This window comes from Photobacterium aquimaris (assembly GCF_002954455.1).
Classification (GTDB): Bacteria; Pseudomonadota; Gammaproteobacteria; order Enterobacterales; family Vibrionaceae; genus Photobacterium; species Photobacterium aquimaris.
In genome coordinates this window covers 44,753-60,485 of the sequence record NZ_MSCC01000002.1, presented here as the reverse complement: position 1 = coordinate 60,485, position 15,733 = coordinate 44,753, and the positions used below count along the sequence as shown (strand labels likewise).

Annotated in this window: 15 protein-coding genes; 6 read left to right on the top strand and 9 right to left on the bottom strand. The window is 39.1% G+C overall.

What is annotated here, in order from left to right; translation table 11 throughout:
- The 5 genes from BTN98_RS11330 to BTN98_RS11310 all read right to left on the bottom strand — a co-directional run.
- A partial coding sequence (locus tag BTN98_RS11330; protein WP_105030010.1) for a VWA domain-containing protein occupies nucleotides 1-1,416 on the bottom strand: 1,416 nt, incomplete at its 3' end.
- Nucleotides 1,409-2,374: a vWA domain-containing protein gene (locus BTN98_RS11325; RefSeq protein WP_060999982.1), complete on the bottom strand. Its 966-nt coding sequence runs from the start codon at nucleotides 2,372-2,374 to the stop codon at nucleotides 1,409-1,411. The genes BTN98_RS11330 and BTN98_RS11325, both read right to left, overlap by 8 nt.
- Nucleotides 2,367-2,888, bottom strand: coding sequence for a DUF4381 domain-containing protein (locus tag BTN98_RS11320; protein WP_060999980.1), 522 nt, complete (start codon nucleotides 2,886-2,888; stop codon nucleotides 2,367-2,369). Before BTN98_RS11320 ends, BTN98_RS11325 begins: the two co-directional genes overlap by 8 nt.
- Complete coding sequence (locus BTN98_RS11315) at nucleotides 2,888-3,838, bottom strand: DUF58 domain-containing protein (RefSeq protein WP_060999979.1); 951 nt, start codon at nucleotides 3,836-3,838, stop codon at nucleotides 2,888-2,890. Before BTN98_RS11315 ends, BTN98_RS11320 begins: the two co-directional genes overlap by 1 nt.
- Nucleotides 3,835-4,791 (bottom strand): AAA family ATPase, encoded by a 957-nt coding sequence (locus tag BTN98_RS11310; protein WP_060999976.1) that lies wholly within the window; start codon nucleotides 4,789-4,791, stop codon nucleotides 3,835-3,837. The genes BTN98_RS11315 and BTN98_RS11310 overlap by 4 nt, the downstream gene beginning before the upstream one ends.
- Before the next feature lie 691 nt (nucleotides 4,792-5,482).
- Here BTN98_RS11310 and BTN98_RS11305 point away from each other — a divergent pair.
- From BTN98_RS11305 to BTN98_RS11280, 6 genes are all read left to right on the top strand, one after another.
- Complete coding sequence (locus BTN98_RS11305) at nucleotides 5,483-6,223, top strand: SDR family oxidoreductase (RefSeq protein WP_060999974.1); 741 nt, start codon at nucleotides 5,483-5,485, stop codon at nucleotides 6,221-6,223.
- Between the two features lie 57 nt (nucleotides 6,224-6,280).
- Nucleotides 6,281-7,486 (top strand): acetyl-CoA C-acetyltransferase, encoded by a 1,206-nt coding sequence (locus BTN98_RS11300; RefSeq protein ID WP_060999972.1) that lies wholly within the window; start codon nucleotides 6,281-6,283, stop codon nucleotides 7,484-7,486.
- 72 nt (nucleotides 7,487-7,558) lie between these two features.
- On the top strand, nucleotides 7,559-7,909 hold the full coding sequence (locus BTN98_RS11295; protein ID WP_060999970.1) for a phasin family protein: 351 nt from the start codon (nucleotides 7,559-7,561) through the stop codon (nucleotides 7,907-7,909).
- Nucleotides 7,910-8,024: 115 nt separating this feature from the next.
- Complete coding sequence (phaC, locus tag BTN98_RS11290) at nucleotides 8,025-9,800, top strand: class I poly(R)-hydroxyalkanoic acid synthase (protein WP_060999968.1); 1,776 nt, start codon at nucleotides 8,025-8,027, stop codon at nucleotides 9,798-9,800.
- 199 nt (nucleotides 9,801-9,999) lie between these two features.
- Nucleotides 10,000-10,404, top strand: coding sequence for a DUF4332 domain-containing protein (locus BTN98_RS11285; RefSeq protein WP_060999966.1), 405 nt, complete (start codon nucleotides 10,000-10,002; stop codon nucleotides 10,402-10,404).
- A 46-nt stretch (nucleotides 10,405-10,450) separates the two neighbouring features.
- Complete coding sequence (locus BTN98_RS11280; protein WP_060999964.1) at nucleotides 10,451-10,771, top strand: DUF1496 domain-containing protein; 321 nt, start codon at nucleotides 10,451-10,453, stop codon at nucleotides 10,769-10,771.
- Nucleotides 10,772-10,866: 95 nt separating this feature from the next.
- Here the strand turns inward: BTN98_RS11280 and BTN98_RS11275 are convergent, their stop codons facing one another.
- The 4 genes from BTN98_RS11275 to BTN98_RS11260 form a co-directional block, all read right to left on the bottom strand.
- Complete coding sequence (locus BTN98_RS11275; RefSeq protein WP_060999963.1) at nucleotides 10,867-11,166, bottom strand: DUF406 family protein; 300 nt, start codon at nucleotides 11,164-11,166, stop codon at nucleotides 10,867-10,869.
- 126 nt (nucleotides 11,167-11,292) lie between these two features.
- Nucleotides 11,293-13,218, bottom strand: a complete 1,926-nt coding sequence (locus BTN98_RS11270; RefSeq protein ID WP_060999961.1) for a RecQ family ATP-dependent DNA helicase — start codon at nucleotides 13,216-13,218, stop codon at nucleotides 11,293-11,295.
- A gap of 223 nt (nucleotides 13,219-13,441) precedes the next feature.
- A complete protein-coding gene (locus tag BTN98_RS11265; protein WP_060999960.1) occupies nucleotides 13,442-14,878 on the bottom strand; it encodes an amidohydrolase family protein in 1,437 nt (478 codons plus the stop codon).
- A gap of 120 nt (nucleotides 14,879-14,998) precedes the next feature.
- A complete protein-coding gene (locus BTN98_RS11260; protein ID WP_231730720.1) occupies nucleotides 14,999-15,700 on the bottom strand; it encodes a PAS and helix-turn-helix domain-containing protein in 702 nt (233 codons plus the stop codon).
- Between the last annotated feature and the right edge of the window lie 33 nt (nucleotides 15,701-15,733).

Below are 15,733 nucleotides of genomic sequence, written 5' to 3'. Positions count from 1 at the left end.
CTGGTCTTTGTTGCCTTGCTGACCTTGTTGCTGCTGGTCTTTGTTACCTTGCTGACCTTGTTTTCCTGATTTATCCTTCTTTTGCTGTTGTTTCTGCTTTTCTGCTTGTTCAATAATGGCTAAGTTTTTTTTCGCATCGGCAAAATTAGGTTGCTGCTTTAACACTTTCTCATAAGTTGCAGCTGCTTGTTTATAATCACCTTTTTGTGCATAGGCATTGCCTAAGTTGTATTGTGATGTTGGATCTTTGAGTGGTTTTAAGGTCGCTATTGCTTGGTCATATTGTTGGGCTTTATATTCCGCAATACCTTTCCATTGTGGAGAGGTAAAATCTTGTGCCGCTTTTTTAAAATTACCGTCGGTGAAGGTTTCATAAGCTTGACGATTGGTATTGATCCATGGACTTGCTTGAGCATGATCAATCGGCAATAAAACAAACATCGCAGCTAAAACAATGCCACGGCGAAAGCCAAGTAATGCTAATAATAACAAGGGTAGAATTAACCAAAAGCCACCATTTAAGCGTTCTTGTAACTCTTTTTCATGGCCTTTTTTACCACTTGCTAATGGCTTAGCGGTAAAGTTCACAATCGCATTAACATCATTATCAGTTGTTTGTGCCATTTGTAAGATGCCACCAGTACTATCAGTAATCGACATCAGGGTACTGATATCTATTTTACTTATTACTGGATTGCCATTTTCAGACAGCAAGCTGCCATTGGGAAGCATAATCGGCGCACCTTCAACGGTCCCCATTGCAAGAATAGAAACGCGATAGTGAGTGCCTTTTAGCTCTGCCAATGCTTGTTGAGCAACGGCTTTGGTCATACCATCAGTCATTAATATAATGTCACCGCTATTATGACCCGCTTGCTTGAGTAATCGTATTGCTTCGGCGATCCCTTTAGCGGCATTGTTACCAGAAATTGGCATAACGTCGGGCGATAAGCTTGGAATTAAATTACGTAAGGTACTGCTATCTGTAGTTAACGGGCTCACTTCATAGCCATCACCAGCGAAAGCGACTAATCCGGTACTGCCTTCTTTCCAGCCAGGTAACATATCTAATGCTTTAAACCTTTCTTGGGCTAGGCGATTGGGCTTAATGTCAGTGGCATACATTGACTGTGACATATTCATCACCAGTACTCGTGCGCCACTGAGGTTATAGGCGGGGAGTTTAACTTTTTGCCAGCTCGGTCCTGCCATTGCAATAACGGCAATTAACCAACCGAGTGCTAATAAAGCGAGCGGCCATCGCTTAGGTTGTTGCTGAGTTAGCCCCAATTTTTGAGCAAGGTGAGGCGCAATTAACCCTGACTGTTGTGCTTTGCCTTTTAACCATGGCAGAACAATGATCAAGGGAATTAACGCAGCAAACCATTGTGGATGCATAAAGGTAAAATCAGCCATGACGTTTCCTCATGAAAGCGATAACAACAGATAATAGCAATGCAAATGCTAATGGGTAACGAAATAGCTCATCACGTGGTCGCCAAGTTTGCTGGGCATTATTCACGGGTTGAAGCTTATTAATAACGTCATAAATTTTTGCAAGTTGCTGTGGGTTTCGAGCACGGAAATATTCCCCACCGGTCATTGATGCAATCTTACTTAAGGTCTTTTCATCCAGATCAGAAGAAGGATTGACCACGCGATCACCAAAGAAGCCTTTTTGGATCATTTTATCTGCGCCAATACCGACGGTATAAATTTTCACACCGCTTTCTTGAGCCAGTTTTGCTGCTTCAATAGGCCCAATGACACCAGACGTATTGCCACCATCACTGAGTAAAATAATTACTCGCTGAGGTGCTTTGCTATCAATGAAGGTTTTGGTGGCAACACCGAGCCCTTCACCAATTGCAGTACTTTGACCAATTAAGCCTAATACGGTGCGATTAAGTTGCTGTTCAACGGTTTTGCGATCAAAAGTTAATGGTGTTTGTAAATAACCATGATCCGCAAAAACCACCAGTCCTAATCGGTCACCTTTGCGTTTAGCAATAAAATCGGATAACACATGTTTTACTGCTGTTAAGCGATCGATACTTTGACCATCTTTAGTCACCATATCGGGGATCGCCATTGATCCTGATAGATCAACCGCCAATAACATATCTCGATGTTCAGGTTTAATTTCAATCGGATCGCCATACCATACTGGACGTGCGACTGCGCAGACTAAACTTACCCAGACTAATGTCATTAACACTTTACGAATAATCGAACTTGGTTGTTGCTGACCAACGCCTTGTGGCAACTGTGGCAGATGAATTGCTGCTGGTTGTGCGACAGGTTTACTAAATCGATACACTAACCATGCTAAGGGCAATAAGGCCCAGGCCCATAGCCATACAAACTCAAACATTGGATGACTCCTTGGTGATCACACTATTGCCATCATGGCTGTTGGCTTTAGCTGGCAGTGCATGTTGTAGCCACAATAATGCTTGTTGTCGACAGTCGTTAAATTGCTCTGCAGTTAATGGTGTAGGGGAGAATACACCTTGTTGCCATAACGATTGTTTATCAACAAACCCTTGAAATTTAACAGGTAAATGCTGATCAAGAAATACTAACCATTGCATGCCTGTTAATGGAGCAACAATTGAACGTGGAAAGTAGCTCAATGCCGCTTGTTTCAATAAGGTGTTGATTGCTGTTAAACCGACTTCAGGTTGCAAAGTTTTTAGAATTTTTATTGCTTCTTGTTTCGCTGCAAAGTGCTGACAACGGCGGCGATAGTGGTAACCAGTAGCGATAATGACGATAAGGGTCACGATGATCACTACCCACCATCCCCACGGTAGCGGCCAATAGCTGGGAGCGGAGTGAAGGTGAATATCAGCCAATGGCAATGTGGGTGTTGTCGGTTGTGTCATTACCTGATCCCTTGTGAGTGTGCGCCAAGCTGCTGCAATAAAGGTTGCGCCGCTGACAGCGAATGCAATGGTATGGCAAGTGAGGTTGCCATTTCAGTAATAAAATTTTGGTGGTGCTGATATTGCGCGCTTAATGAGTCACGCGTTTTTTTGGCTGAAAAGTCTAGCCATGCCGATTGCTGATTATCAGTAACATGTTCATAGCCTCGAAATTGTGTTTGCCCTTGTTCAAGTGGATCATAAATTTGGACAAATTGGATTCGATTATGCTGACGAAGTTGGCTTAAACGGCGTTTATCTGTGGCTTTTAAAGGGTAAAAATCACTGATAACAATAATCTCACTACCTTTAGGGCAAAGATAATGCAAACGTTTTAAAGCCGTTGAGAAGCCGTCATTATTAGCATGATCAAGCGCTTTTAATGCATCCTGCTGGGCTGAAATTAACGCGTTTATAATATGTAATGGTCCTCGTTGGCGTGCTGTTGGTTTACATTCAATGGTACTAATACCGTTATAGATAACAGCGCCTATACGATCTTGTTCATCAATAGCTAACCAACTCAGTAAACTAGCAAAATGTGCCGCTTGGACTGATTTAAGCATTAACTGCGACCCAAATTGCATACTGGTACTAATATCGATAAATAACATGACTGGCTGTTCACGTTCTTCTGTGAACAGCTTAGTATGTGTTTTGCCGGTACGTGCAGTCACCCGCCAGTCAATGGAACGAATATCATCTCCCGCTTGATACGGGCGAACTTCTGAAAAATTCATTCCTCGCCCTTTATGGCGACTTTGATGGTGTCCATTAAGCTGTGACCAAATACTTTTTGCAGGTGCTAACCACCTTACAGCTTGATTTTTATATTGCAGTAGCTCTGCAAGACACACATTGACGCCATCGCTATGGGGTGGCAGCGCTACGTTGATGTGTGCTGATTTCATAAGCTAGCAACCTGCGAAATAAGCGTATCGACAACACGATCTGCTGCAATTCCTTCAGCTTGTGCTTCATAGCTTAATAATAAACGGTGACGTAGTACTGGATATGTCATTACTTGAACATCTTCAGGTGTTACAAAATCTCGACCGCTTAACCAAGCATGCGCACGTGCACAACGATCAAGCGCCAACGTTGCACGTGGACTCACACCCATTTGTAGCCACGATTGTAATTGTTCACCAAAGCGGTGTGGTTCACGGGTCGCCATCACTAAGCGAATAATGTAATGCTCAACATCGTCAGCCATATGAATATTGAGTATTTCTTTGCGAGCCGCAAAAATATCACTTTGACTAATATGAATTTGTTCAGCAGCTGCAACGCCTAATGCTTCGCCACGATTAAGGCGTAGAATTTCAAGTTCGCTCTCTGCATTGGGGTAATCGACATTGAGCTGTAATAAAAAGCGATCTAATTGTGCTTCAGGTAATGGGTAAGTCCCTTCTTGTTCAATCGGGTTTTGGGTTGCCATTACTAAAAACAATTCAGGTAATGGGTAGGTTTTACGACCGGCCGTGATTTGTTTTTCAGCCATTGCTTCTAACATCGCCGCCTGTACTTTTGCTGGCGCACGGTTAATTTCATCAGCAAGCACTAATGAATTAAAGATAGGCCCAGGTTGAAAAGTAAATTCTGCTGTTTCTGGACGGAAAATATCAGTACCTGTTAAATCAGAAGGTAATAGATCGGGCGTAAATTGAATCCGATGAAAATCCCCTTCAATACAATCTGCAAGTACTTTTACAGCACGTGTTTTCGCTAATCCTGGAGGACCTTCAACAAGAATATGACCATCAGCAAGTAATGCAATTAGGAGTTGTTTTACTAAATTAGGCTGACCGATAACCTGACTTTGGAGATAATCATTTAGACGTTGAAATGTGCTAGCTAACATACCGAGACTTCCTTTGAAATTTAAAATACTTACGATGGAACAATTTTTTTCGGACTACTAAAATTTGATTAAGTTCACATTTTATACCCCGATTTTTTAAAATAATCAGCGTGGAATCGATGTTTATTACTGCAAAAGCTTCGTTATTAATATTATTTGGGCAATATTATGAGATTCAATCTTTGAGAGTGAATTTATAATTTAGTACCATTTTTGTAACATTTTCAAAAAAACTATCCAGTTCTTAACCCTTCTATTTTATTAAAGTCATCCGACCACTTATCCGTATTAAAATCTCAAATTTTAAAAAGTATGCAACATTTAATTAACTCACTAATGGGTATTAATACGCATGTGGTTTTATAATGCTATGATATCAAATGAATTATTACTTTTTTTTATTCATTTGATAATAAAATCTTATGTTAATAAAATGATTTCTTTTACACGCTAGTGATTAATTTGTTAATACCAAATGGTAATGGTTCTAAAAATGTTAATTCCTTTGCTTGCCATAAATATGCATCTGTGTTGTTATGTTTGGCATATGCAATGTGTTTGTAATAATCACGTATTATATTGAAGTGACTGTAAAACAGCAGGTCCAAGAATGTAAGGCTAGTGTGAACAAATATCAGATAGAGCGTTTATTTTAATAAGTACGGCAAGATCAAAGGAAGGAGCCTTAGAAATGAAAAAAGTAGCATTAGTGACAGGCGCGAAAGGCGGTATCGGTTCTTCAATAACTCAGGCTTTAGTTGACGCTGGCTTTCGTGTTATTGCCACTCATCACCCAGAAAGTGAGCAATCAGCTAAAGAGTGGATGAAAGAAAATAACTATTCAGATGAATCTGTAAAATTGTTGCCATTAGATGTTGTTGATACTGCATTTTGTAAAGAGTCATTAACTGCACTACTTGAACAAGAAGGTCATATTGATGTTCTTGTTAATAACGCAGGAATTACCAAAGATACCACATTCAAACGCATGACAGCAGAACAGTGGAATGATGTGATTAACACAAACCTTAATAGCTTGTTTAATGTTACTCAACCTTTGTTTGACTCAATGTGCCAACACGGTAATGCGCGCATTATTAACATTACCTCGGTTAATGGTTTAAAAGGTCAATTTGGTCAAACAAATTATTCAGCAGCAAAAGCGGGAATGATTGGTTTTACTAAAGCACTTGCTGCTGAAGGTGCTCGTGCTGGTGTTACGGTAAATGCTATTGCCCCAGGCTACACAGGTACAGCAATGGTTGAAGCAATTAAACCAGAAGTACTTGAATCAATTAAAGCAGAAATTCCAATGAAACGCTTAGCGCAACCACAAGAAGTTGCGGCAGCGGTTGTCTTTTTAGCAAGTGATGCTGCGGCCTATATTACTGGTGAAACATTATCAGTGAATGGCGGTTTATACATGCACTAATGGTGCTGTTTATAACAAAGACAAAAAATAAATCATATTATAGAAAGGATGCAAAATATGGCTAAGGTTTACATTGTTGCCGCAAAACGTACCCCAATCGGTAGTTTTAATGGTGCGTTAAAATCAGTGTCTGCAGCACAACTCGGCGCGGTTGCAATTAAAGGTGCATTAGCACAAATCAACGTGCCTGCTGATGCAATTGATGAAGTTATTTTAGGTAATGTGGTTGGTGCTGGCCAAGGTATGGGGCCTGGTCGTCAAGCAGCTATCTATGCTGGATTACCTAATGAAGTTCCAGCTTATTCATTGAATATGGTGTGTGGTAGTGGCATGAAAGCATTAATGGATGCTGCTGCGCATATTAAAGCTGGTGATGCAGATCTCGTGGTTGCCGCTGGTGCTGAGAACATGTCACAGATTCCATTTTGTGCATCATCAAAAATTCGTGATGGTCAGAAAATGGGTAACCTTGAGCTAACAGATCTTTTAATTGCTGATGGCTTAACGGATGTTTTCAATAACTATCACATGGGTGTAACAGCTGAAAATGTGGTAGAAAAAGTCGGTTTAACACGTGAGCAGCAAGATAATTTTGCGCTTGCGAGTCAGCAAAAAGCCGTTGAAGCAATTGAACAAGGACGCTTTGTTGCTGAAATTTGCCCAGTAGAAGTTGTTAGTCGTCGCGAAACCGTGATTGTTGACACTGACGAATACCCGAAAGCAAATGCTTCAATTGAAGATTTGGCTAAGTTGCGTCCTGCATTTAATCGTGAAGGTTCAGTTACTGCGGGTAATGCTTCTGGTATCAATGATGGTGCAAGTGCAATTATTGTTGCTTCTGAAGCGGCTGTTGCTAAATACAACCTAACACCATTAGCTGAAGTTGAAAGCTATGCGCAAGCGGGTGTTGCTCCTGAGATTATGGGTTTAGGCCCTGTTCCTGCGGTACTTAAAGCATTAGAAAAAGCAAATCTTTCAATTGAAGATATTGATCTTCTTGAATTTAATGAAGCATTTGCTGGTCAAGCATTAGGTGTCTTCCATGAAGTTGCTAAAGAAACAGGCACTAAGGTAGAAGATTTAGTTGAGCGTGCGAATGTAAATGGTGGTGCAATTGCACTAGGTCACCCTCTTGGTGCATCTGGTAGCCGTATTCTAGTTAGCTTACTGCATGAAATGTGTCGTCGTGATGATAAATACGGCATGGCAACATTATGTGTTGGTGGCGGTATGGGTACTGCAGTTATTTTAAAACGTGTTTAAGTAAATAAACTAATACAATCAGTGTGATATGGATAATTATCACACTTTATTACTATCAATGAGGAATGTTCTATGTATACGGAAATGTTTAAATCTTTTTCTGAGCAAACAGAGAAAACACTAGCACCATACGCAAAATTCAACAAAGTATTTGCTAAAAATGTTGAGCAATTAACTGAGCTTCAATTGTCTGCAGTTCGTGCTTACAGCGATCTTGGCTTAAAGCAACTTAAAGCAGTAAGTGAAGTGAAAGATATTCAATCTCTAACTGCATTTAATAGCCAGCAGCTTGAAACGTTAACTAAGCTTTCACAGCAGCTTCTTGATGATAGCAATAAGTTTTCTTCTGTAGCACAAAGCTTTAAAACTGAAGTTGAAGAGCTTGTTGCCGACAACGTTAAGCAAGCAACACCAGCTATTTAAGTGATGGTCAATTACACGACTCTAAATTGGTGTGTAATTATCTGATACTTATATAAATCAGCCATATAAGATGATTATATGGCTGATTACTTAGTCCAAGTACAGGGTTTTTGTTATGAACAATCACTTTTTTTCGGACTACTTTGCCAAGCTCCAAGATATGAACCAGTTATGGTGGAAGGAGTTAGACTCCGGCAAGGCAGCCATGAATACCCCAGTAACAAAAGCGCTTAATGATATTAACTTGGAAGATGCCACTGAATTTTTAGAGAAAGCGGCTGCTCAGCCTGGCGCTTTAGCTAAAGTCCAAATGGACTGGTGGGATAATCAAGTAAAAATTTGGCAGAATGTTGCAATCGGTAATACGACAGCAGAAAGTGCCTTTATTAAGCCTGCAAAAGATGACAAGCGTTTTAGTGATCCTGCATGGGAAAATGAAGCTTTTTATAATTATATTAAGCAGTCATATTTATTATTCAGTAACACAATGCGTGAAACAATTGAATCAATTGATGGACTTGATGACAAAGCAAAAGAGCGGTTAGGCTTTTTTTCACGTCAAGCGATCAATGCGATGTCTCCAACCAACTTTGTTACAACTAATCCTGAATTAGCTAAATTAACTGTTGAAACTAACGGTGAAAATCTAATTAAAGGGATGGAACTGTTACAAGAAGACATACAAAGCAGTGCTGATGTACTCAAAATTCGTATGACGAATAGTGGTGCATTTGAGCTCGGTGTCAATATCGCTAATACTGAAGGTGAAGTTGTTTTTAAAAATGAATTATTTGAATTAATTCAGTATAAACCTCTCACTGAAGCTGTTAATAAAACACCTCTCTTGATTGTGCCGCCATTTATTAATAAATACTATATTTTGGATTTGCGTGAGCATAATTCAATGGTACGTTGGCTAGTTGAACAAGGCCATACTGTATTTATGATGTCGTGGCGTAATCCTGATGCATCATTGAAAGATGTTGATTTTGAGCATTATGTTCTAGATGGTGTTGTAAAAGCGGTTGATGCTGTTGAAGATATTACCGAACAAAAACAAATCAACACAGTTGGCTACTGTATTGGTGGTACATTATTAGCAACGACACTTGCGTATTATGCTGCGAAGCGTATGCGTAATCGTATTAAATCAGCGACATTCTTTACCACATTATTAGACTTCTCTCAGCCAGGTGAAATTGGTGCTTATATCAATGATCCAATTATTACGGCGATTGAAGCACAAAATATTGAAAATGGTTATATGGATGGGCGTTCATTGAGCGTTACTTTCAGTTTATTACGTGAAAATAGTTTGTACTGGAACTATTACGTTAATAATTACTTGAAAGGTAATAGTCCAATTGATTTTGATTTACTCTACTGGAATGGCGATAGCACCAATGTTGCGGCGAAATGTCACAATACTTTGTTACGTCAATTCTATTTAGAGAATAAATTAGTTGCCAATAAAGGTTATAAAGTCGGCGGTGTATACATTGATTTGAGTAAGATTAAAGTGCCTACATACTTTATTTCAACTCAAGAAGATCATATTGCTTTATGGCAAGGTACTTACCGCGGTGCTAATCAATTAGGTGGAAAATCAACATTTGTTTTAGGTGAGTCTGGCCATATTGCAGGTATTGTGAATCATCCTCAAAAGAATAAATATGGTTTCTGGGTTAACGACAGCAAAGAAGAAAGTGCTGAAGCTTGGTTAGCTGGTGCTAAACGTCAAGATGGTTCTTGGTGGACACATTGGAATGTATGGTTAACTGGATTTAGCCCTGCAGAACAAGTACCACCACGTGTGATGGGCAGCGAAGCTTATGCTCCGTTGTATGTTGCACCTGGTGATTATGTGAAGCAAGTATTACCAATCTCTTGATTATATTTATTATTTTAAAACCCAGATTATTCTGGGTTTTTTTTGATTGTACTTTTTAACATTATTATTGTGATGATTTTATATTTTTTTTGGGGCGTTATATTTAATTTAGCGTTTTGTGTGTAAATCATGCGGTGTTCTAGTTTTTATTGGCTATATTTTTCAAATAGGTATAGCTAAAAAATAGTAGGAGAAAGCAATGACAAAGCTCGTTAGTGTTGAAGGGATCGGTGAAACTTACGCTGCAAAGCTAGAAGCAATTGGTGTTAGCACTGTTGCACAGCTATTAGAGCAAGGTGCAAAACCAAGCGGTCGAAAAATGTTGGCTGAAAAAACAGCAATCAGTAGTAAGTTAATATTGAAGTGGATTAATCGTGCTGACTTATCACGAATTAAAGGGGTTAGCACTCAATATGCTGACTTATTAGAGTCGGCTGGGGTTGATACTGTTCCTGAACTTGCGCAACGTAATGCAGATAATTTACACACCAAAATGGTTGAAGTGAATGCGGCTAAATCATTAGTACGTCAATTACCGCCACTGTCAGCCGTGGAAGATTGGGTCGCACAAGCCAAACTTTTACCACGTGCAATTGAATATTAATAACATTTAAATGATAGAGACGAATGGTTGTTAATAAGGATCAACGATGAGCATTCTCAAGCTTAGATGGCTGGCTATCATTTGCGTTATAGCTAGTGGTCCTTACAGTCATGCTGCGCAGTATAGTACCAAAGATGTTGGTAGTATTGCGCCTGTGGTAGCGTTGCAAGTTGGTGATTTACAGCAGCGTCATTGCTTATATGCTGGCAAATCGTATTCTTTAGGTGCAATGATCACGACAGGTAATATTGTCTTAGAATGTCGTCTGGCATCATCTATTGAACTAAATGGTGCTTTAAAATGGACAGAGCGTAAACAAACATCTGACAACGATGATCTATCAAACGGTATTACTATCAATAAATAATAAAGCCAGCGTCAGATTTTATTCAATAATAATCGAATAAGACTGTCTACTGGCTTAATTGTTATCAGAAAGGCTATTGATACCTTTTTGATAAATTACTTCGCTAGAGAGCGGCTTTTTAGTTCAAAAATTAACTTTTCAGCGCTACATTCAAATTGAATACGTGCTGTTAATTCTGTACTTGTTTCATCAATCGGTGTTGTTTCTACTTTAAAGTTAGCATTTACTTCTTTTGCTAACGCTAGGTAGTTTGCAAGCTCTGATTCTAATGCTGTTTTGCCGTTAGCGAAAATTTGTACGTCAGCGATATCATCATTTTCGTTGATCATAAAGCCCATTTCAGCTGAAACACCACAAGCATCACATGGTTGGTATTCTTGTTTTTCTGTAGTCATAACTTTACTTCCTATTAGTTAATATCCGCATTTTAAAACGATGTGAGTCAGATCGCTATTGATTAATATGAAAAGTCAGTTTTTAGCTATTTAAGTCCTGAATCAACATTGCTGGTGGTTGTTTATTCAACAGTTGCTGTTATATAAGCGGCAAATATGGGCGAAAGTTTGTTGAAATGGATAGGCTTCCAAAACACCAAATCCGTCTAATTGCTTGGCTTTTATTTTGCTATTTAATGGCGTACTCATACCATGTAAAAAACGGGTGATAGCCGCCATTGATGGTGAACTGTCATTACGTTCAATAAAGCTATCACTCCAGATTGTGATTTGCTGATCACTGATCTCTGGCAGGGTTGGCAAAGTGGGTAAAGTGACTGTTTTGCCCCGACAGACTGAACAATGACCACATTGCTCGGGTGCATGATGATCGGCAAAATAGTTGGCTAACTTATGGCTTAAACAGCTTTTACTTTCAAAAAAGGCGATCATATTTTCAATACGGTGAATTTCACTGTGTTCTTTTTGTTGAAACAGTTGGTATAGTTCAGCGGTTTCAGCTTCAATATCAAAATGATGTTGATTAACACGATAAACATCGGTCATTTGTTTACTTTCAAGAGTGATCCAACCTTGCTCATGTAAATAATCGATCGCCGCGACAACCCGTTTTCTATCGACTTGATAACCTTGCCATAGTGCATCCATATCTAAAGTATGCCAAACCCGAGCTTTGGGTGAACACGCAAAAATTGTTTCAATGAATTGACGACGTTCACCTTGAAAGCGCTGAATGATTTCATATTGGGACACATTCATTTTATAGCGATAATCAGCAAAGTAAGTGAACATCGGTTCAATGATTTGTCGTATTTCAAGGTAAACTAGAAGGGTTTTTAGTGGCAATAAACGAATATTACTGTCTTTTGATAAACGGCCACTCATGATTTCCCATTGCTGATCTTGTGCTTGTATTTCGCGTAAAACATAAGCGATTGCATTACGATCTGGTGTATCACCAAAAACAAAGTTTTCTAATACATTTAGTCCCGATTTATTGGCGATCACCGTGCAATGTGATACTTCTCCATCGCGTCCAGCACGGCCAATCTCTTGGCTATAGTTTTCAATGGATTTAGGTAGGTCAAAATGAATAACTTGGCGTATATTCGATTTATCGATTCCCATTCCAAAAGCAATTGTTGCCACAATACAGTTAATCTCACCATGCATAAATTGTTGTTGAATGCTGTGGCGACGCTCTGAGTCCATACCTGCGTGATAAGCTTGCGCTGGTATATGGCTGCGAGTTAGCACTTCTGCCACTTGTTCAGCTGTGTGCTGTAAAGTGACATAAACAATCGCGGGTTCATTGCTGCGTTGTGACAATTGATGTTTGAGGGTGTCTATCTTCTCATCTTCATCGGCTGCTAAAACCGATAAATCTAGATTATTACGATAAAAACCAGTCACGATAATATCATTCTTATCGATAGCAAATTTATCCTGCATATCTTGAATAACAGCGGGGGTGGCAGTTGCTGTAAGCAGTAATACTTGAGGAATATTTAAAGCCTGCTGGTAATACGGCAATTTGAGGTAATCGGGACGGAAATTATGACCCCATTCTGAAATACAGTGTGCCTCATCTACCACCAGTAATGAAATTTGGATTTGGCTAATAAAATGGCGAAAACGTTCATTTTTCAGGCGTTCAACTGAAATCATTAATACTTTGATTTCACCTTGACGAATTTGGTGCATAACTTGCTGAGTTTGTTGCCATGTTTGGCTCGAATCAATTGAAGCCGCTGGAATACCTTTGGTCGCTAAAAAATCTAACTGATCTTTCATTAATGCCAATAGTGGTGAAATTACCAAGGTGAGATGAGGCAATTCAATGGCGGGTAATTGATAGCATAATGATTTTCCTGATCCTGTGGGAAATATTGCCGCAGCAGAATGACCGTTAAGAACACGAGTGATCACTTCTTCTTGCCCGAGTCGTAAAGAATCAAAGCCAAAATATTTTTTAAGTGTTTGATGATACATGTATTCATACCCGCTAATCATTGATTGGTAGCTATCATACCGTATTGATTTGCGGAAAGATAAAAACCATGGTTAAAGTTGGATGGTTTTTGGTGCGGTTACTCTCACTTTGATAAGTGTTGATTCATTGTTGCAGTGATAATTGCTAAATAGACGCAAGCAAAATGGCCCTCAACAACGGTATTGATTGTTCAGGGCTGTAATCTTTTTTTATTAAGCGAGTCTATTTCATTAGGCTTGGAGAGGTAATGGCTTTCTTCGCGAGCTCTTTAGCAAATTCAGCGATATCGGCTTCGATAGCACGAATGTTTTTGGTGACATCGGCGCTATCAACTTGTGTCATTTGGCGTTGTTCCATGACGATATTACCATTGACAATAGTTGTGCTGACATTGCTTGGATTGGCTTGATAAACCAAAGTTGCATAAGGATTATAATTAGGCATCATGTTCGCTGATTGAGTTTCAACGATGATGATATCGGCTTTTTTACCGACTTCTAATGAACCAATTTTATCTTCCATATGTAATGCACGGGCACCACCGATGGTTGCAAGTTCAATCACCTGCTCAGGGATCATAATGGTTCGATCATTATGCTTTAAACGTTGCATATTGGCGGCGTAACTCAGTGTGCGCCATAGATCGACCTGATTTGAGCTCATTGGTCCATCAGTACCTAAACCCATCGGCAATTGTTGTTGATACATTTCCCATGCAGGAGCAATGCCTGTTGCGCCTTTTGCATTAGCCATAGGGTTATAGGCGACACCTGCGCCTGATTGTTTGATTAAATCAATATCAGCTTGATCAACATGAATCGCATGGGCAAGTACCATGCGGTTATCAAGTACGCCGATATCATGTAGCCAAGCCACAGGACTGAGTTGTTTAGGATTGTCACTAATACGCGCAGATTCATTACCAAATTCACCGACATGAATTAATACGGGAACGTTGAGTTTTTTAGAGATGGCATTGATCTGTTGTAGTTTCTGTTTTGAAACCGTATACGCAGCATGTGGCGCAAAAGCGGGAGTAATTAAAGGATCATTTTTGTAGTCATTGATAAATTGTTGGCCGTATTCAAGACCACCATAGGGTTGTTTTGCATCGACGACTGGAAATTTAATCACCGTTTCACCTAAGACTGCCCGCAAACCGACTTCTTTGGTGGCTTTTGCCATTTCATCTACGTGGTAATAGCTATCAGCAAAGGTTGTCACTCCGCTTTGAGCAAGATCAATTGCACCGAGACGCGTAGCTTGATAAATCAGTTCACGGCTTAATTTCTTGCTTTCAAGAGGGAAAAAATAGGCAAATAAACGGTTTTCGATACCTTCTTCACCTAAGCCTCGAAAAGCAATCATCGGTAAATGATTATGAGTATTTATCATGCCTGGCATCACGATACCATTTTGAGCATCAATAATGCGTTGAGCATCATATTGAGATAATAATGAATGATCACCAACAGCAATAATGGTGTCGTTATTGATAACAACAACCCCATTTTCAATCAGCTGTTTATTATCATTCATGGTGATCACTTGACCATTTTTAATGATTAAACTTGCAGGTGGAAGTGTGTCTTTGCTTGCAAATGAACTGCACCCAGAAATAAGCAGTAAGGTGGTTATTAAACTGATTTTTATGCGCATGATAAGCCAATAAATAAGAAGGTAAATAATTGGCTGGATTATAGGGGCAAAGTAATGTAACTAAACAATCCTTTGCTTAGGTTACGATGATTTTTGTGATCTTAATCCACCTGTTTATCATCATTGATTAACAATAATAGACATTGGTGTTTTAAATAATTGTGCTGGTATTAATGATAGCCAACCATTACCACGTGCATATTCAATTAATCCAGAACGACTAGAAATACCATAGCAAGAAAATCTAGTGACTAAGTTTGCTATTTGTTTTTCTACCGCTTTTGGCGTTCGATGAATAAGTTGTGCTATTTGTTTGGTTTGTCGACCTCGTAATAACCAAAATAAAACAATTTCTTGTGCAGGTGTTAATTTTGGTTCTGAGGGACGCGTTGTGCTGAATGATAAATTGGATTTATCTGCAGCAAGTACCTCTGCAAAAGAGGTCATATTTATCCAATCTTTTATTTTACTGGCTGTAAATTGAATTCCCCAAGGTTCACCATTAATAATAATTGGTTGTTTTGTAAATGTATATGCATCTATGCCATGAGAGTAATTATGTACATCAATGGTGATTATCGTTTTATTTTGCGTTAATGATAATCTATCTTGTTCCATAAAAATGTCAGCAAATGCCGCGGTATCACATGGAAAGTCACTATCTTTTAACCCTTTGATATCTGGCGGGGCATTAACAAGAGCTCGATAAGCATCATTGGCATATTCAAAAATGCCATCTTTCGATTTTAAGCCTGCTGGATAGGGAGATAATGATAACATGTGAATAAGTACAGATAAGTACGTTGATTGATTAATATTCACAATTTCATTCTATCAATAATTTATTTTAATCGT